Below are 18,141 nucleotides of genomic sequence, written 5' to 3'. Positions count from 1 at the left end.
GGTACAGTTCTCTCCCTTGGCCCGGCAGACCCGCTCTGCCGGGCCTTTTATTTGTCACGCAATTGTCACTGCTTGTTTACGGTTCTGTTATGTCCGGTTGTTAAGCTGTGCTTCCATCAAGATGGCAACAGGAGTTGTTCTGATGGAAAAGCGCAAACATTACCGCACAGTTTTCCTGTCTGATATCCACCTCGGTGATCAGGACTGCAAGGCAGAATTTCTGCTGGATTTTCTTAAGCACACTCGTATTGATCGCCTGTATCTGATCGGCGATATCATCGACATGTGGGCCATGCAGCGCCAGTTCATGTGGCCTGACAGCCACAATCGTCTGCTTCATAAACTCATCAGCCTCTCCTCAGAGGGAACCCAGGTCATTTACCTGCCTGGCAATCACGATGAACCGGCGCAAAAATATGACGGCATGGCACTCGGTGATGTCGAGATCCACCGGGAGTACATTCACACGCTGGCAGATGGTCGCAAATTGCTGGTGCTGCATGGTGATCAGTTTGATCAGGAAGTCTGTTTCGGGCCCTGGCATGCCTGGCTGGGCGACAAAGCCTACCGTATGCTGATGTTCATCAACCGCTGGTACAACCGTTACCGCGTCTGGCGTGGCCGCGACTACTGGTCGCTGGCAGGCTACATAAAACAGCGCATCAGTGGCGCCGGCGAAGCCATTGTGCGCTATCGCCAGACAGGATGCGCGCATGTCCGCAGGCGCGGGCTTGATGGCATTGTCTGCGGCCATATTCATCACCCTGAAATTACTGAGCTGGATGGTGTTCTTTACTGCAACGATGGTGACTGGGTGGAAAACTGCTCGGCGCTGACCGAGGACATGCAGGGCAATCTCAGCCTGGTGTTCTGGGCACGTGAGAGCGCGGTGTCAGCGCTGCGCCCAAGAGCAGATATTGCCGTAAGCGGCAGCAAACAGAAGGCCGCCTGAGCAGTCCTCAACACTGGCGGCGGCGATTGACCGCTGCAGGCCCAGGCGTCATGATAACCACTGTTTCAACATGAACAGCGGGGATCATGTCATGACTACCAGGACACACTTCGATATCGTGATTGTGGGTGCCGGCGCCGGCGGAATTTCTGTGGCTGCCAGTCTGCTAAAGCGCAAATCCGGTCTGAGCATCGCGCTGGTTGATAAATCCGAGAAGCATTACTACCAACCCGGCTGGACCATGGTCGGTGGCGGTATTTTTGACGCAGCCCAGACTGAACGTACAACTCCCTCACTGATTCCCGATGGCGCCAACTGGATAAAAGCTGCGGTTACCGAGTTTGAGCCTGACAATAATACTGTGAGGCTTGATGACAACAGCCAGTTGACCTATGAGCGGCTGATTGTTGCCCCGGGTCTGAAGCTGAACTGGGAAGGAGTCGAAGGCCTGACCGATACACTTGGTCTGAATGGGGTAACCTCCAACTACAGGTATGACCTGGCGCCTTATACCTGGAAGCTGGTGCAGGGTCTGAAATCCGGCCGCGCCTTGTTTACCCAGCCACCCATGCCCATCAAGTGCGCCGGCGCTCCGCAGAAAGCCATGTATCTGTCTGCAGATTACTGGCTGCGCCAGGGTCTCCTTAAGAACATCGATATTGAGTTTTACAATGCCGGAGGTGCGCTTTTTGGCGTTTCCGACTACGTGCCTGCCCTGATGGAGTACGTCAAACGCTATGAGGCAGAATTAAAGTTCAGTCACAACCTGGTGAAGATAGACGGCGAAGCCCGTAAAGCCTGGTTCGTGAAAAGCGATAGTGACGGAAACAAGGAAACTGTCGAGACAGAATTTGATATGATTCACGTCTGCCCACCACAGCAGGCGCCGGATTTCATTCGCAGCAGCCCGCTGGCAGACAGTGCCGGATGGGTTGATGTGGATCAGCAAACCCTGCGTCACAAGCGCTACGATAATATCTGGTCGCTGGGTGATGTCATCAACGCGCCCAATGCCAAAACGGCAGCGGCCGCCCGCAAGCAGGCACCAATTGTGGCCTGCAATGTTCTGTCTGACATGGGCGTGCTGAAGGGTCATGCGCATTACAATGGGTATGGTTCATGTCCGCTCACGGTTGAACGGGGCAAAATCGTACTTGCAGAGTTTGGTTACGGTGGAAAGCTGTTGCCCAGTATGCCGACATGGCTGCTGGAGGGCAGGCAGCCGACACGCCTGGCGTGGATGCTGAAAAAGGACTTCCTGCCCTGGCTCTACTGGAACGGCATGCTGAAAGGCAGGGAGTGGCTTGTTAAGCCCGATGTGGTGTGACTGCCCAAGGGCGTAAATTTATGAAGAACATGGAGTAAAGTATATGAAGGCAAAACAGGTGACTGACGAATTCGCGGTCGCGGAGCAATTGACAGCAGATGATGTCGACATGATGGCCGCTGCCGGCTTCAAGACCATCATCTGCAATCGCCCCGACGGTGAAGCGGCCGGTCAGCCGTTGCGCGCCGAGATTCAGGCCGTTGCTGAGGATCATGGCATGCAGTTTCGCTATATCCCGGTTGTGTCCGGGGAGCTTAGCCTGGAAGATGTGGCGGCTTTTTCCGAAGCACTGGACAACGCACCACGTCCGGTACTGGCTTACTGTCGCAGTGGTACACGATCCATCCAACTGTGGGGATTGGCATCAGGCCTGAAAGGCATGGCTCCGGAAGCTGTTGTCACTCATGGTGCGGAAGCTGGCTATGACCTGAGAGGGGTCGCGGGCTGGCTGGCGCAACAAAGCCAGGGTTGAACCGTTACCTGCCCATTCTGAACTGGGGCCGGCAATACCGCGCGGCCCAGTTCACTGACGATTTGCTGGCGGCCGTCATCGTCACGGTCATGCTGGTTCCCCAATCACTTGCCTACGCACTGCTGGCTGGCTTGCCACCGGAGATGGGCCTGTACGCCAGTATTTTGCCGTTGATGGTATACGCGGTTTTCGGCACCAGCCGCTCACTGTCTGTGGGACCCGTCGCGGTGGTGTCACTGATGACAGCCGCTGCGGTAGCCAGACTGGAACTGGCTGATGCTGCCCAGGTGATAGCTGCGTCAACGTTGCTGGCGATGATGGCGGGCCTGTTTCTGGTATTGCTGGGTTTATTGAGGCTGGGTTTTCTGGCCAATTTTTTATCGCATCCAGTCATCGCGGGCTTCATAACGGCGTCAGGTGTCATTATTGCGTTGGGGCAATTGCCGGGTATTCTTGGCATACAGGCAGGTGGCCAGACACTGCTACTGCTGGTGCCATCGCTTGTGGCAGGGCTTCAGTCTGCGGCTGGCAGTCTAAACTGGCCAACGATTACAGTTGGTGTAGGGACGCTGGCGTATCTGCTGTGGGCAAAACGTTACCTGGCGGCACTACTGGTTCGGTTTGGTCTCAATCAGCGTCTTGCCGTCATACTGTCGAGACTCAGCCCGATTGTCGCAGTGATTGCAACAGCAGTTGCGGCGTGGTCGCTGGATCTTGGCAGCAGGGGGCTGGCACTGGTCGGTGATGTACCGGCGGGGTTGCCGGCACTGTCCTTGCCAGTAATGGATTCTGAGCTGTGGCTGGCGCTGGCGGGTTCTGCAGCCCTGATTGCCATTCTTGGGTTTGTGGAGTCAGTTTCCGTGGCTCAGGGACTGGCCGCCAGGCGTCGCGAAAGGATTGATCCGGATCAGGAACTCATAGGTCTGGGGGCGTCAAACATGGCGGCCTCGTTCGCCGGCGGGTTTCCGGTGGCGGGCGGTTTCGCACGCTCGGTAGTAAATTTTGATGCGGGCGCAGCGACCCCGGCTGCCGGTCTTCTCGCCGCTTTACTGATGGGACTGGCAACCTTTTTCCTGATGCCTTTGCTAGCGTGGTTGCCAAAAGCCACACTGTCGGCAACCATTATTTCCGCTGTGCTGTCTCTGGTTGATTTCAGTATTGTAAAAAAGGCATGGCAGTATTCACGCGCCGATTTTCTCGCTGTCTGCAGTACCATTCTGCTGACCTGGCTGGAAGGTGTTGAGGCCGGCGTGGCTGCCGGTATCATCGTCTCAATACTTGTTCACATGTACAAAAGTTCGCGCCCGCATGTTGCCATCGTGGGACAGGTGCCCGGTACAGAGCACTATCGCAATGTTGAACGACACGAGGTCATCACCTATGACACGATACTGTCGCTGCGCGTCGATGAGAGTCTTTATTTCGCCAACTCGCGTTACCTGGAAGACCTGATATACCGTGAAGTGGCGGAGCGACCCGCACTGCAGCATGTCGTCCTGATGTGCAGTGCGGTTAATGAGATTGACCTGAGCGCGCTGGAGTCGCTTGAGGCCATCAACAGCCGCCTGGCTGACAATGGCATCAGGCTTCATCTATCCGAGGTCAAGGGGCCGGTGATGGATGCACTTGAGACCACGCATTTTCTGCAGGCCTTGAGCGGTCAGGTCTATCTAAGTCAACACCAGGCCATTAGCGATCTTCAGCGTTCCACGGCGATAGCGACGCCCTGACCACCACCGATACACAGTGTCGCCAGCCCGCGCTGTACATCCCGACGCATCATCTCGTGTATCAGAGTGACCAGCACGCGACATCCCGACGCACCAATCGGATGGCCAAGCGCGATGGCGCCTCCATTCACGTTGACCTTCTCCATATCCCACTGCAGTTCTTTGCCAACGGCGAGTGACTGTGCGGCAAAGGCTTCATTGGCCTCGATCAGGTCCAGCTGGTCCAGTGACCAGCCGGCCTTTTCCAGGCAGCGACGTGTGGCAGAGACGGGTCCGATCCCCATGATGGCCGGATCGACACCTGCATTCGCCCAGGCCTTGATACGCACCAGGGGCTCGAGCCCGTGTTTTTCTGCGGTTTCGCGGCTGCAGACAATCACCGCGGCTGCGCCGTCATTTAATCCTGAGGCATTGCCGGCAGTCACGGTGCCATCCTTTTTGAAGGCAGGTGACAGCCGCGCCAGGCGTTCGATGGTGGTGTCGGCTCTGGGGCCCTGATCCTGATTCACGATGATGGGGCTGGCTTTACGCTGTGGTACTTCGATGGGCAGGATTTCCCGGTCAAAATAGCCATGCTGCATGGCAGCGGCGGCTTTCTGCTGTGAGGCCAGCGCAAACGCGTCCTGCTCCTCTCGGCTGATCTGATACTTGTCGACCAGGTTCTCGGCAGTGATGCCCATGTGGTAGTGGTTAAACGCGTCCCACAGGCCGTCGTGCAGCATGGTGTCGATGGCCTGCCAATGACCCATTTTCTGGCCTTGCCGTGAGCCAGGCATCACATGGGGCGACTGGCTCATGTTTTCCATGCCACCCGCCACAACCATACCGGCGTCTCCAAGTGCAATGGCCTGGGCCGCCAGGTGGACGGCTTTCAGGCCGGAGCCGCAGACTTTATTCACTGTCATGGCGGGGGTTTTCACGCCCAGTCCGGCATTGATGCTGGCCTGGCGGGCGGTGTTCTGACCACAGCCGGCGGTCAATACGTGGCCCATGATCACTTCATCTATCAGCTCTGGCTTAATGTTTGACTTGACCATCAGCTGCTTGATGACTTCGCTGCCAAGCTGGGCGGCGGGAATGTCCGCCAGGCTGCCCTGAAAATTCCCGATGGCGGTGCGTCCCGCCGCTACAATAACGATGTCCTGCATATGCTTACCTGTTGACTCGGTTTTCGATCAGATTGTCGACCACGGAGGGGTCGGCAAGTGTTGTGGTATCGCCCAGCTGTGAGGTCTCGTTGGCAGCGATCTTGCGCAAAATTCGGCGCATGATTTTGCCTGAGCGGGTTTTTGGCAGGCCCGGGGCGAACTGTATGATTTCCGGTTTTGCAAACGCACCAATTTCATCAGCGACAAACTGGATGAGCTCGCGTCGCAGTGCGTCGGATTCTTCGATACCTGACATCAGTGTGACATAGGCATACACTGCATTGCCCTTGATATCATGCGGATAACCGACCACGGCTGCCTCGGCCACTTTGGGATGCAATACCAGTGCGCTTTCCAGTTCTGCCGTACCGAGACGATGACCAGAAACATTGATGACGTCGTCCACCCGCCCGATGATCCAGTAATACCCATCCTCGTCGCGGCGCGCACTGTCACCGGTAAAGTAATAACCCGGATAGGCAGTGAAATAGGTATCCACGCAGCGCTGGTGATCACCGTAAACCGTCCTTATCTGTGCTGGCCAACTCTGGGTTATGACCAGGTTGCCTTTGCCGGCACCCGTCACTTCTTTGCCATCAGCGTCCAGCAATGCGGGCTTGACCCCAAAAAACGGCAGGGTTGCCGATCCGGGCTTCAGGTCTGTGACACCCGCGATTGGACTGATCATGGATGAGCCGGTTTCCGTTTGCCACCAGGTGTCGACGATTGGGCAACGCTGTTCACCGACTACCTCGTAATACCACTCCCAGGCTTCGGGGTTGATCGGCTCACCAACCGAACCGAGCAGGCGCAGCGAATCTCGAGAGCTGCGTTTTACCAGTTCGTCACCCTGACCCATCAGCGCGCGCAGGGCCGTCGGCGCGGTATAAAAAATATTAACCTGATGTTTGTCTATGACCTGCCAGAAGCGGCTGGCATCTGGGTAGGTGGGGACACCCTCAAAAATAAGTGTCGTGGCGCCATTGCAAAGAGGGCCGTAGACAATATAGCTGTGTCCGGTCACCCAGCCAACGTCAGCGCTACACCAGTAGACTTCGCCTTCCCGGTAATCAAAGATGTAGCGGTGTGTCATGGCTGCCTGCAGCAGATAGCCGGCTGTGGTGTGCAGCACGCCCTTGGGTTTGCCGGTGGAGCCTGAGGTGTAGAGGATAAACAGTGGATCTTCTGCATCCATGGGTTCTGCAGGGCAGTCAGTGTCCGCTTCGGCAGCCACTTCGTGGTACCAGACGTCGCGCCCGACAGTCCAGTCGCACTGCGCATCGGTATGTTTAACAACAATCACGCTGTGCACATCGGGGCAATGGGCGAGTGCTTTGTCTACGTTCTGTTTCAGGGGAATCTTCTTGCCACCACGAACGCCCTGATTGGCAGTAATGACAGTGCGGCAGTCGCTGTCCTGAATACGATCGCGAATAGAGTCGGGCGAGAATCCGCCAAAGACCACAGAGTGGATTGCACCAATACGTGCACAGGCCAGCATGGCATAGGCTGCCTCCGGGATCATCGGCATGTAGATACAGACACGATCGCCTTTTTTGACACCACGCGCCTTCAGTACGTTGGCAAGTCTGCAGACGGCCTCATGCATTTCTGCATACGTGATTCGTGTGCTTGTATCCGGTTCGTCACCTTCCCAGATAATGGCGATCTGGTCGGCACGTTCTGGCAGATGTCGGTCGATACAGTTCCAGCAGACATTCAATTTTGCATCTGCAAACCAGCGGACATCCGCTTTTGCGAATTCGCCCTGGTACACGGCTGACCAGGGTTCAAAGAAAGACAGGAACTGTTCTGCCTGCTCGGCCCAGAAGGTCTCCGGTTGGCTGATCGATTGCTGATAGAGCTTTTTATACTGCTCAAAGTCGATCAGACTGTGCCGGTCTCTGGCGGGATCCACCGGATAGAGTTTGTCTTCAGCCATGCGATTCTCCTCACGTGTCGACGTATTGGGTCTCACTGATTATTGTTAGTGTCGACTTCAATGTTATCAATCAGCCGAGTCGACCCGGCGAAGGCAGCTGCCAGGATGACCAGCGGACGGTCGTTGTGCTGCCCGGGAGCAGCTGGTTGCAGGTCATCCTGAGTGCATATGACAAAATAGTCAGACTTCAGGCCCGACTTCTGAAGGAGCTGCAATGCACCTGACTCCAGCGCACGATAGTCGCGCTGACCTGACTGAATTTCTGCGGCCGTCTGACGCAGCACCTGACCAAGTGCCAGTGCCTGTGTCTTTTCGGCATCACTCAGGTAGGAGTTGCGTGAGCTCAAGGCCAGGCCGCTCTGCTCACGCTCGGTGCTGACGCCAGTCAGTGTGATATCAAAACACAGGTCTTCGACCATTTTACGAATCACCTGAAACTGCTGATAGTCTTTGAGTCCAAATACAGCATGGTCGGGCTGCACGATGTTGAACAGTTTGCTTACCACTGTTGCGACCCCGTCAAAGTGACCCGGGCGACTCGCACCACAGTGACGCTCAGCGATGTCCGGCGTATGGACAACCGTGTGATTACTCAGGCCTCTGGGATAAATCTCGGAGACCGGTGGTGTGAACAGGTAGTCACAGCCGGCTGAGGTCAGTTTTTCGATATCAGCATCTGGAGTACGCGGGTACTTGTCCAGATCTTCGCTTTGACCAAACTGCATGGGATTCACGAAAATGGTGGCAACAACGATGTCTGCCTTGGCGCGAGCCGTGGTCACCAGTTTGATATGGCCTGCGTGCAGGTTGCCCATGGTAGGCACCACCGCAATGGTCTTGCCCTGCTGACGAAATGGTTTGAGCGTGTCGCGCAACTCGCGAATGAGGTAACAGATCTGCATAGTGTCCGTGGTCCGCTTTATTTGGCAGTATTCCTTTTCAGTTGATGCTCAGGGTCGGTGAATAGAAGCGAAGCGCAGCATCAATCGAAACAGTGTTCCGGTGCAGGAAACTGGCCGCTTTTTACAGCTTCGGCGTATGCCTTGAGTGCCGCTGGAATACTGCTGTCGGATTCAGCCAGAAAGTTCTTCACGAACTTGGGTTTGATGGGTGAGATACCCAGCAGGTCATGCAACACCAGCACCTGTCCGGTTGTGTGTGGTCCGGCGCCTATGCCGATCACGGGGATGTCCAGCGCGTCGGTAATGCGTTTGGCCAGAGCTGTCGGCACGCACTCCAGCAGAAGGATGCTGGCGCCGGCCTGCTGCAACTGCAGAGCCTCTTCTACCATCTTGTCGGCCTGTGCCGGGTCCCGCCCCTGGACCAGATAACCGCCAAACAGATTGATTGACTGCGGTGTCAGCCCCATGTGGACGCAGACAGGAATGCCACGCTCGGCCAATAGCCGGGTGGAGCTGGTCAGCCAGGCGCCGCCCTCAAGTTTGACCATTTCTGCACCAGCCCTCATCAGGGCAGCTGCATTTTCCAGTGTCTCGATTTCGGAGGAGTAGCTCATGAATGGCATGTCGGCCATCAGGAAGGCGCGGCTGTTGCCACGTTTGACACATTCGACATGGTAGATCATGTCGCTCATCGTGACGGGTAAGGTGCTGTCATGTCCCTGAAGAACCATGCCAAGAGAGTCGCCCACCAGGATCACCTCTACCCCGGCCTCATTGACCAGAGAGGCGAACAGCGCGTCGTAGGCGGTCAGGCAGGCGAATTTGTCGCCAGCCTGGTGGATCTTGTTCAGAGTGGCCAGCGTCACGTGCTGGCGACCGGACTGTGTACTCATGTTTCCCCCTTGTTGATGATGAGCTTAGCCTGACGCTGTAGTCACAGCAAGGTGGGCTTAGGATTGAAATAGTGTACACCACGCAGCCCTGATTTGATCTGGTTGACCAGTTGTTCGTAGTCGTCATCGCGACCGACCAGGTCCAGGTCACTGCAATTAACGATCAGCAGGGGAGAGCGGTCGTAGTAGTGAAAAAAGGTGGTATAGGCGTTGTTGAGTCGCTCCAGATAATCCGCCTCAATCGCCTGCTCGGCAGCAATACCGCGTTTCTGAATGCGGGCCAGCAATACGGGTGTAGGGGCCTGCAGATAAATCACCAGATCGGGTACTGGCGCATCAATCGTCAGGTGTTGATAGACGGTTTGATAGAGTTGAAATTCATCCGGGTCGAGGTTCTGCTGTGCAAACAGCATGTCTTTCTCGATCAGAAAGTCGGCCACCCTGACCGGCTCAAACAGGTCATTCTGTTTCAGTCCCTGTAACTGCTGCGAGCGCTGGAACAGGAAGAACAGCTGGGTGGCCAGCGCATGCTGTTTGGGGTTGCGATAAAAACGTTCCAGGAAAGGATTGTCTTCGGGTTTCTCCAGCACTATATCGTAGTTGAACGATTCGGCCAGTCGTTTGGCGAGGCTGGTTTTGCCGACGCCAATCGGGCCTTCCACTGCGATATAGCGAGGCAGATAGTACATCAGTTGCTGGGCTCCGCGGGTTTACGGGGTTTGCGGCGTCGCCGTTTTGGCGACCGCGCCGGCTGCAGATCGCCAATCATGCTCTCCTGCAGGGCATGATCGCCATCCTGGAACCGTGTCCACCAGTCACCAATACCACCAAGATTTTCACCGGAAGCTTCTCGCAGCAGCAGGAAGTCGTAGGCAGCCCTGAATCGAGGGTGAGCAATCACACTCTCCACATTGCGCCGGCTTCGCGGCTGCAGACGCCACTGCAGCTCCCAGATTTCTCGCATCATGGCAGTGAAACGCTTGGGAATTGACGTGTACGTCAGCTGTCGACTGATAACTTCCGAAGCTTCGCGCTGAATAACCGGCATGGCCGGTGGTCTATTGCCATCCGTGTCCGTCAGCGCATCCTTGAGAGCGGGCCACAGCAGCGCCGAATACAGGAACGCGGGAGTGACTGATTTACCGTCTGCCAGTCTCTGGTCTGTGTTTCGCAGCGCCAGAGAGATCAGTTTGCTGTCGATGGAGTCCGCATCCTTGAGATAGGGCATGACCGGTTTGAAAAGGTAGTCGGCGACTCCATAGTGACGCAGCAGCGCAAATGTTGCCTCCGCCTTGCCAGTCGTAAACAGTTTGACCGTCTCATCGAACAGACGGGCTGGGGATATCAGTTTCAACAAACCTGCCAGTTCTTTAAGAGGTGCCTCGGTGGCAGCTTCGATCTGGAAGTCCAGCTTGGCGGCCAGGCGTATCGCACGCAGAATACGCACAGGATCTTCGCGATAGCGGGTTTCCGGATCGCCGATCATACGAATCAGGCGCGCATCAATGTCTGCCAGACCTTTGACAAAGTCCAGCAGCAAAAAACCCTTGGTTGTGTAATACAGCGCGTTGACGGTGAAGTCGCGTCGCATGGCGTCTTCGTTGATAGAGCCATAAACGTTATCGCGCAGAATCATGCCGCCGGTGGTGTGGGCCGAATCCAGGTCGCGGATATGTTTGCGCGGCTGGTCATCTTCCACTTCAATTTCAATCTCGTGGTGTGCGCGGAAGGTAGTGACCTCAATAATCTCCCGTCCAAAACGAACGTGAGCAATCTTGAAGCGTCGGCCAACCACGCGGGAATTACGGAACAGATCTTTGACCTGTTCGGGTGTCGCATTGGTCGAGATGTCGAAATCTTTAGGGTGGCCGCCCAGCAACAGGTCGCGTACGCCACCACCCACCAGAAAGGCCGGATAGCCGGCATCGTTGAGACGATAAAGCACCTTGAGTGCGTTGGCTGATATGTCCTTGCGTGAAATATGGTGGTCTTCGCGGGCGATGATGTCGACGTCGTGCAGGTCCATACCCAGCAACTTGGCAGGTGAAGTCTCTGCTACTGTTTTTGCGCTGGGTTTGCCGTGACGGGAAGTGGCCTTCTGTCGGCCCGGTTTCTCTGATGAAGGATGCTCCAGACGCCTGGTTTTGCGACTCTGGTCGTGTTGGCCAGCGGCACTGTCGGCACTGTTGGCACCATCCGTGATTCCCGTGTCTCGCCACGGGCGACCTGTCAAAAGGCGGGTTAGCTTTTTAAACATCTAGGCATCTGTGTCCGTTCACTGTATGACCCCGATCAGCCCTTATGGACTGTAAAGCACGCATGATGCACTAATACAGGATCTGTAACAAAGGCCAATAATACACTGAAGTGAACGAGGAGTGCAGGGTGAAATGCTCTGGGGGGTGACTCGACCCCCCCGCAAGGAAGGTATTTGATTATTTTTATTGTTATTTCTTTTTGTTCTTGTTTACAGGCAACTTTTGGATGCCTTTTGTTGTTGGTGACAGTTCTTTTCTGTCCAGTCACAGTGTCGGTAGTGATCAGCAAGACCTGACTCATTACCTTCCTGTCAGATTATTTTTATTATTTTGCACCATAAGCGATGCGAATTTTTATTGTTTTTAGCGATTTATTTTTATTGTGTCTTTTTATTGTTATTGCGCGTACTAGTGCACGTAGTGTGCCAACAATTAAATTTCTTTGTTTATCAGTTGCTTGTGAATTTTGTGACTGTTTGGTGACTGTGTAGATCAGGGAATCTGTTACCCCAATTCACACTTGACTGGGTAGTTGAGTATCGGTAACACAATCTCAGGCTTGTTTTTTCTTGCGCGGCAGGCCGAACCGCTGGCGGCGCTCCCAGAGACATTTGCGGCTGATACCCAGCTTCTTGGCGAGCTGTGTTTCATTCATCTGGTCCTGATGCTCAAGGACGAATTTCTGGAAGTAGTCCTCCAGAGAGAGTTCTTCGGCAGAATCATCTTCTTCGCTTGCCGTATGCTGAGTGCGCTCGGTCATCGGCCGAATGGCTTTTTTGCTGTTAAGGTCGATTGCCAGCAGTTCGGCACCTATTTCGTCGGTTTCAGCCAGCACAACAGCACGTTCGATGGCGTTTTCCAGCTCGCGGACGTTGCCTGGCCAGGAGTAGTCGGCAATCGCCTGGGTTGCATCCCGGGTAAACGTCAGCAGCGGCGACTTAAGGCGTCTGCAGGTGCGGCCGAGGATGGCGTCAGCGAGTTCCAGGATGTCGTTACCGCGCTCCCTGAGCGGTGGCAGAATCAGCGTCATGACGTTGATTCGGTAATACAGATCCTCGCGGAAATCGCCGTCGATAACCAGCTGCTTGAGGTCTCGGTGGGTGGCTGCCACCAGGCGAACATCGACCTTGCGCGACTGTACAGAACCCACTTTGCGAATCTCGCTTTCCTGCAGTACCCGCAGCAGGCGGGCCTGTGCGTCAAGCGGTAGTTCACCTATCTCGTCCAGGAACAATGTGCTGCCATTGGCAGCCTCGACCAGGCCGGTGCGGTTGGCTGTCGCGCCAGTGAACGCACCTTTCTCATGACCAAACAGCTCTGACTCGATCAGGTTTTCCGGAATGGCGGCGCAGTTGACCGATATCATTTCGGAATCCTTGCGGTCGCTGAGTTTGTGTATTGCCTGGGCTACGAGCTCTTTGCCAGTGCCGCTTTCGCCATTGATCAGCACAGTTGAGCTGGTCATGGCGACTTTGCGAATACGTCTGAACAGCTCCATCATCTGCGGGCAGCTGCCGATCATTCCTGGCACGGGTGGTTCTGAGATCTCCTGAACCGGTGCTCTGACGGGTGTCTCGGGGACTCTGGTGCCGTGATCTTTAATGATGCGGGCGACAGCCTGAAGCATTTCTTCATGCTCGAAGGGCTTTGGTATGTAGTCCACCGCACCCAGCTTCATTGAATCGATGGCAGAACGCAGGCTGGAGTAGCTGGTCATGATCAGGACTGGCGTGCTGGTGGCCTTGATCAGATCTGTGCCAGGTGCGCCGGGCAGACGCAGGTCACTGACAACAATATCAAATGTCTGCGCTGCCAGAAGTTCAAGAGCGTCTTTGACTGAGCCAGCCTCACTGACCTGATAATCATGACGTTCCAGCAGCCGGCGCAATGCCGTACGAATCACCTGTTCGTCTTCTACTACCAGAACCTTGTGCTTTGCTGTCATCGTCATACTCGGTTGGCGGCGCTCTTTAGTACTCAGGAGTTGGGAGCGTGTTGCGCATCATAACAGGGAAAACTCAGAATTACCTTAGCACCGGGGTTATCGGTGCGCGCCGAAGCATTCATTATATCAATATGTCCGCCAAGGTTTTCAACCAGGCTGTAAACCAGTGACAGGCCCAGTCCGGTTCCTTCTCCTGGCTCCTTGGTCGTAAAGAAGGGCTCAAAAATGCGGTCTTTGATGGAGTCCGGGATGCCTGTGCCTTCATCACTGACGCTGATCTGTACCGAGGCGGCTATACGCTCACAGTTAACGCTTATCGTACTTTGCTCCGGGCTGGCATCGCGGGCGTTATTGATCAGGTTTACAAGTACCTGCAGCAGCTGCTGTGAGTCCCCCAGAATAAAGGCCGGCTCATCGCAACGCACATCGAAGTTCATGTACTTGCCCTTCTTGTTAAGCGACACCAGCGTAATGGCCTCATCGATGCACTCAGATATTGATACCCGTTCTTTGCGCTGGTCAGATTTGTTGTGACTGCCGCTGTGAGCGAAGTTAACCAGCGACTGTACGATGCGCGAGGTGCGATCTGTCTGTTCGATGATCTGGCGGGCCATGTTTCGTATTTCATCATTCTGCGTTTCATCACGGACATTCTGTGCCAGGCAGGCAATGCCGGTAATAGGGTTGCCGATTTCATGCGCTACGCCTGCAGCCAGGCGACCAATGGAAGCCAGACGTTCACTGTGCGCGAGTTCTTCTTCTAGCAACTCGGTTTCCGTCAGGTCTTCCAGCAGAATGATCACGCCGTCCTGACGTATCCTGGGGCTGGCTGACTTTTCGATGACAGCCTTGTGCAGACTGACATAGCGTTTGCTGCCGTGGATGTTGACGGTGGCTTTATGCTGATGCGTGTTGTCGCCCGTTCTGAATTGATTGAGCAGCGAGAACCAGGGTTCACCGATTTCTCCCAGCTGCAGACCGGCGGCCTCGTCAGGAGTGATGCCGGTCAGGCTCTCCATGGCATGGTTCCACATAATGATCTGGTCTTCCGGTCCCAGTGAGCAGACGCCCAGCGGCAGATCCATTAGAATCTGGCGATGATAGCGGCGCAGGTTGTCCAGGTCGGCCGCCATGCCCGACAGATTGCTGCGATAGGCCTCAATTCGATTCTCGATCGCAGCGACGTCGGATGCGCCGGGTTCACTGTTGGCTGTGTAGGGCAGGAATCGATCAATCAGGTCATGTGCAATGGCGGGGCCGAGCAGACCCGACAGGTTGGCCTCCAGGCGGCCGCGCAGTAAACGCAGCGACTTGGGGCGTTTGTCTTTTTTATCCATATTGAGGTCGCGAAGAGCCTGCATGACCTCTCGTGTTGCGGTCCGCTCGCCCAGCGGTTTGGTGAGCTGGGATATGAACTCATCGGCCGAACCGGCGCTGACCCTGGCGCGTCGCTGGCGCCGCAGGTTGTCGACTGAGCAGATATCCGCAGACACTTTTTCTTCAGTCGAACTGCGTGTCATCAGTGACACGGTGATGAACAGGATGATGTTGCAGATCAGCGACAGGGCTATGATGACGCGTGTGTTCATGCCATCCAGCACCACCAGATTGAATCCGGTCGCCACCGGCAATACCAGCAAGGTCACCCAGATTACCGTGCCTGCCGCCACACCGGCCATGAAACCTTTTTTGTTGCCACGCGGCCAGTAAAGTAGCGCAATAACTGCCGGCAGAAACTGCAGGCTGCCCACCAGGCCAATGTTGCTGACGGCACGAATGCTCTGGCTGTCTGAGGGGATGTAGTAAAACAGGAAGCCACCCCATATCAGTGCAGCAATCAAGGCTCGACGTTTCCACAGCAGCCACCGGTAAATGTCCTGGTTTGCCCTAGGTTGCCAGATGGGCAGGATCAAGTGGTTCAGACACATCGTCGACAGGGCGAGGGTGATAACAATAATCAGACCACTGGCTGCTGACAGTCCGCCCAGAAAGCCGATCAGCGTCATCAGGGGTGTGTCGTAGTCAATACCCAGAGTGACTGGGTAGTACTCCATGGGTGTCAGGCTGCCCGAATTCAGACCTGCCCAGAGAATGGGCAGCACCGGCAGGCTCAACAACAGGAAATACAGGGGCAGACCCCAGCTGGCAACATTCAGTGCTCTGGGATGATTGTTCTCGTGAAAGGTAATGTAAAACATGTGTGGCGTTGCCACAGCAGCCGTAAAGAATATCAACATCTGGACCTGAAACGTGCCGGGAGGCGCTGGCTCTTTCAAGCGTCGCAGCAGTTCCGGCTGGTCCTGCAGCCACTCCTCCATGGCGGCGAAGCCTCCAAATCCCTCATGAACGGCAAACCAGCCGACCAGCAATACGGCCAGCAATTTAACCAGGGACTCGAACGCAATGGTCATGACCAGACCGTCATGACGTTCGCGGCCGGAGCCCTTGCCGGTGCCAAAAAATATCGCAAACAGCGTGATCAGCAGGCAGAAGGTCAGTGCCAGAGTGGTCTGAGTCGCGTCTGGTGATAAAAGGCCTACTGTATTGGCTACTGCCTGAATCTGCAGGGCGAGCAGTGGCATGACACCGATCAACATGATCAGTGTCGTCAGCGTGCCGGCCCAGGGGCTGCGATAGCGAAACGCCAGCAGGTCTGCGAGTGAGCTGAGCTGATAGGTCTTTGTCAGATTCAGAATGGGGCGCAGTATGAGCGGCGACAGCAGGAAGGCCAGGGAGATACCAATGAACGGAGCCAGATAGCCAAAACCGTCCCTGAAGGCATTGCCTGTAGACGCGTAATAGGACCAGACACTGGCAAACACACCGAGCGAGAGAACATACACGATGGGATGGCGCACCACGCGCTCGGGTATCCAGCCCTTTTCTGTAATGAAAGCGATGCCAAACAGAATGGCCAGATAACCAATACCCAGCGCGAATAATGTACTGAGTTCAAAGCTCATCGGAGTTCTGTTCCCGATATGCCCATGCGCCCGCGGCTATTACCAGAAAGCACAACACAAAGGGGCGATACCATGCGCCGTCCATCTGCATGGCCCATTCCACGCTGACCAGAAACACCAGGTAGGTGAACAGTATGACAATCAGTGTTGCAGGTGGCAGATACATGACGTTTCCGATTCTGGTTCGGCATTCAGCTCAACATGGGTGAAACCGGGATATTAGCCAACTTGGGCACGTGATGTATATCCCAATGCTCGACGGCCCAGTCAATCTGAATTGATGCAGCCTCGCTGGCGAGCTCAGTTGGAGGCTGTTGACCTAGAAATTCCAGCGCTTTATGAGTGGCCTGTCGAGACTCACTGGCCAGTAACGGTCGCGCAAAATGCTGCTTGCTGAGCTTTTGCCCGAGGTCGTTGGCGGCGACGGGAATATGAGCATACTCGGGCGTAGGGTAACCCAGCAAACGCTGCAGAAACACCTGGCGCGGTGTCGATTCAAGCAGGTCGTAGCCGCGCACAATATCAGTTACCTGTTGCCATGCATCGTCAACAACCACGGCCAGTTGATAGGCGATCAGCCCGTCGCGACGCTGCAGGATGAAGTCGCCACAGTGGTGAAGCAGGTTCTGTACGAAGTCGCCCTGAATCTGGTCGGGGATACAAATAAGTTCGTCACTCACTTTCACGCGTGTGGCAAAGTCATACCGTGGAGGGCTTTGACGCTGTCGACATTTGCCATCGTATACGCCCCCCGTGGCTTTAATGCGCTTGCGGGAGCAGGTGCAGGGGAAGGTAAGGCTCTGGCGCTGTAGTTGCTCGAGTGCCTCAAAATAGGCTGCCTGTCGCTGGCTTTGGTAGATTACCTGACCATCCCAGAACAGCCCGAATGCTTCAAGTGTCCGGAGGATCTGATCAGCAGCTCCGGGTGGCTCGCGGGCGGGGTCAAGGTCTTCCATGCGCACCAGCCATTGGCCGCGGTGCGCACGCGCATCAAGATAGCTGGCGAGGGCTGCCAGCAAGGAGCCGAAGTGGAGAGCGCCACTTGGTGAGGGAGCGAAACGGCCTATGTAGCCGTGTTCAGGCTCCCCACTGCTTTTCGCGGATCTCATCGAGTGTTTTGCAGTCGATGCATTTGTCGGCCGTCGGTCGGGCTTCGAGTCTGCGAATGCCGATCTCTATGCCACAGGACTCACAGTATCCGTAGTCATCCTGGGCGATCTTTTCGATAGTAGAGTCGATTTTCTTGATCAGCTTGCGCTCGCGATCACGGGTGCGCAGCTCGAGACTGAACTCTTCTTCCTGAGTGGCCCGATCTGCTGGATCCGGATAGTTCGCCGCATCGTCCTGCAGGTGATGCACTGTGCGATCCACTTCTTCCATGAGCTGATTGCGCCAGCTGCGAAGTATGGCCTTGAAATGTTCCTTCTGAGCCTCGTTCATGTACTCCTCGCCCTTCTTGATCTTGTAGGGCGTGAACGTTTTCAGAACCGAAGCACTGTCAGTTGCGATGCTCGTTTGTGTCTTGGACATGGTTAACCAGGCCTCGTACCCTTGCGGGTTTTCCATAATTTCGGTGCCGTCGCCGGTGACCGAAATCTGACTCTTAACA

The 18,141-nt window shown here is 55.5% G+C and carries 15 protein-coding genes; 4 read left to right on the top strand and 11 right to left on the bottom strand.

From position 1 onward, the window contains the following. Positions 1 to 142 precede the first annotated feature (142 nt). The 4 genes from LVD14_RS14810 to LVD14_RS14795 all read left to right on the top strand — a co-directional run bounded on the left by LVD14_RS14810 (position 143) and on the right by LVD14_RS14795 (position 4,481). Positions 143 to 952: a UDP-2,3-diacylglucosamine diphosphatase gene (locus LVD14_RS14810; protein WP_237134890.1), complete on the top strand. Its 810-nt coding sequence runs from the start codon at positions 143 to 145 to the stop codon at positions 950 to 952. A 91-nt stretch (positions 953 to 1,043) separates the two neighbouring features. After that, complete coding sequence (locus LVD14_RS14805) at positions 1,044 to 2,279, top strand: FAD/NAD(P)-binding oxidoreductase (RefSeq protein WP_317622189.1); 1,236 nt, start codon at positions 1,044 to 1,046, stop codon at positions 2,277 to 2,279. A gap of 43 nt (positions 2,280 to 2,322) precedes the next feature. Then, entirely contained in the window at positions 2,323 to 2,751 is a 429-nt protein-coding gene (locus LVD14_RS14800; protein ID WP_237134889.1) for a TIGR01244 family sulfur transferase, read from the top strand. Then, positions 2,748 to 4,481, top strand: a complete 1,734-nt coding sequence (locus tag LVD14_RS14795) for a SulP family inorganic anion transporter (RefSeq protein ID WP_237134888.1) — start codon at positions 2,748 to 2,750, stop codon at positions 4,479 to 4,481. The genes LVD14_RS14800 and LVD14_RS14795 overlap by 4 nt, the downstream gene beginning before the upstream one ends. Here LVD14_RS14795 and LVD14_RS14790 read toward each other — a convergent pair. The 11 genes from LVD14_RS14790 to dksA all read right to left on the bottom strand — a co-directional run bounded on the left by LVD14_RS14790 (position 4,451) and on the right by dksA (position 18,062). Beyond that, the gene (locus LVD14_RS14790) at positions 4,451 to 5,629 is read right to left on the bottom strand and encodes an acetyl-CoA C-acetyltransferase (protein WP_237134887.1); all 1,179 of its coding nucleotides are present in this window, start codon (positions 5,627 to 5,629) and stop codon (positions 4,451 to 4,453) included. The genes LVD14_RS14795 and LVD14_RS14790 overlap by 31 nt on opposite strands. 4 nt (positions 5,630 to 5,633) lie before the next feature. Beyond that, the gene (gene acs / locus LVD14_RS14785) at positions 5,634 to 7,571 is read right to left on the bottom strand and encodes an acetate--CoA ligase (RefSeq protein ID WP_237134886.1); all 1,938 of its coding nucleotides are present in this window, start codon (positions 7,569 to 7,571) and stop codon (positions 5,634 to 5,636) included. A 32-nt stretch (positions 7,572 to 7,603) separates the two neighbouring features. Then, on the bottom strand, positions 7,604 to 8,473 hold the full coding sequence (panC, locus tag LVD14_RS14780) for a pantoate--beta-alanine ligase (protein WP_237134885.1): 870 nt from the start codon (positions 8,471 to 8,473) through the stop codon (positions 7,604 to 7,606). A gap of 80 nt (positions 8,474 to 8,553) precedes the next feature. Further along, entirely contained in the window at positions 8,554 to 9,366 is an 813-nt protein-coding gene (gene panB / locus LVD14_RS14775; protein WP_237134884.1) for a 3-methyl-2-oxobutanoate hydroxymethyltransferase, read from the bottom strand. 41 nt (positions 9,367 to 9,407) lie between these two features. Continuing rightward, on the bottom strand, positions 9,408 to 10,055 hold the full coding sequence (locus tag LVD14_RS14770) for a deoxynucleoside kinase (protein WP_237134883.1): 648 nt from the start codon (positions 10,053 to 10,055) through the stop codon (positions 9,408 to 9,410). Next, entirely contained in the window at positions 10,055 to 11,623 is a 1,569-nt protein-coding gene (gene pcnB, locus LVD14_RS14765; protein ID WP_237134882.1) for a polynucleotide adenylyltransferase PcnB, read from the bottom strand. Before pcnB ends, LVD14_RS14770 begins: the two co-directional genes overlap by 1 nt. A gap of 554 nt (positions 11,624 to 12,177) precedes the next feature. Further along, positions 12,178 to 13,569, bottom strand: coding sequence for a sigma-54-dependent transcriptional regulator (locus LVD14_RS14760; protein ID WP_237134881.1), 1,392 nt, complete (start codon positions 13,567 to 13,569; stop codon positions 12,178 to 12,180). A gap of 32 nt (positions 13,570 to 13,601) precedes the next feature. Then, complete coding sequence (locus LVD14_RS14755; RefSeq protein WP_237134880.1) at positions 13,602 to 16,532, bottom strand: ATP-binding protein; 2,931 nt, start codon at positions 16,530 to 16,532, stop codon at positions 13,602 to 13,604. After that, positions 16,522 to 16,698, bottom strand: a complete 177-nt coding sequence (locus LVD14_RS14750) for a hypothetical protein (protein WP_237134879.1) — start codon at positions 16,696 to 16,698, stop codon at positions 16,522 to 16,524. Before LVD14_RS14750 ends, LVD14_RS14755 begins: the two co-directional genes overlap by 11 nt. A 25-nt stretch (positions 16,699 to 16,723) precedes the next feature. Then, positions 16,724 to 17,641 (bottom strand): tRNA glutamyl-Q(34) synthetase GluQRS, encoded by a 918-nt coding sequence (gluQRS, locus tag LVD14_RS14745; protein WP_237134878.1) that lies wholly within the window; start codon positions 17,639 to 17,641, stop codon positions 16,724 to 16,726. Beyond that, positions 17,610 to 18,062: an RNA polymerase-binding protein DksA gene (dksA, locus tag LVD14_RS14740; protein ID WP_237135006.1), complete on the bottom strand. Its 453-nt coding sequence runs from the start codon at positions 18,060 to 18,062 to the stop codon at positions 17,610 to 17,612. Before dksA ends, gluQRS begins: the two co-directional genes overlap by 32 nt. Between the last annotated feature and the right edge of the window lie 79 nt (positions 18,063 to 18,141).

Origin of the sequence: Pseudohongiella sp. O18, from assembly GCF_021729085.1 — a bacterium.
Lineage (GTDB): Bacteria > Pseudomonadota > Gammaproteobacteria > Pseudomonadales > Pseudohongiellaceae > Pseudohongiella.
This window is presented reverse-complemented; position numbering and strand designations above follow the sequence as displayed.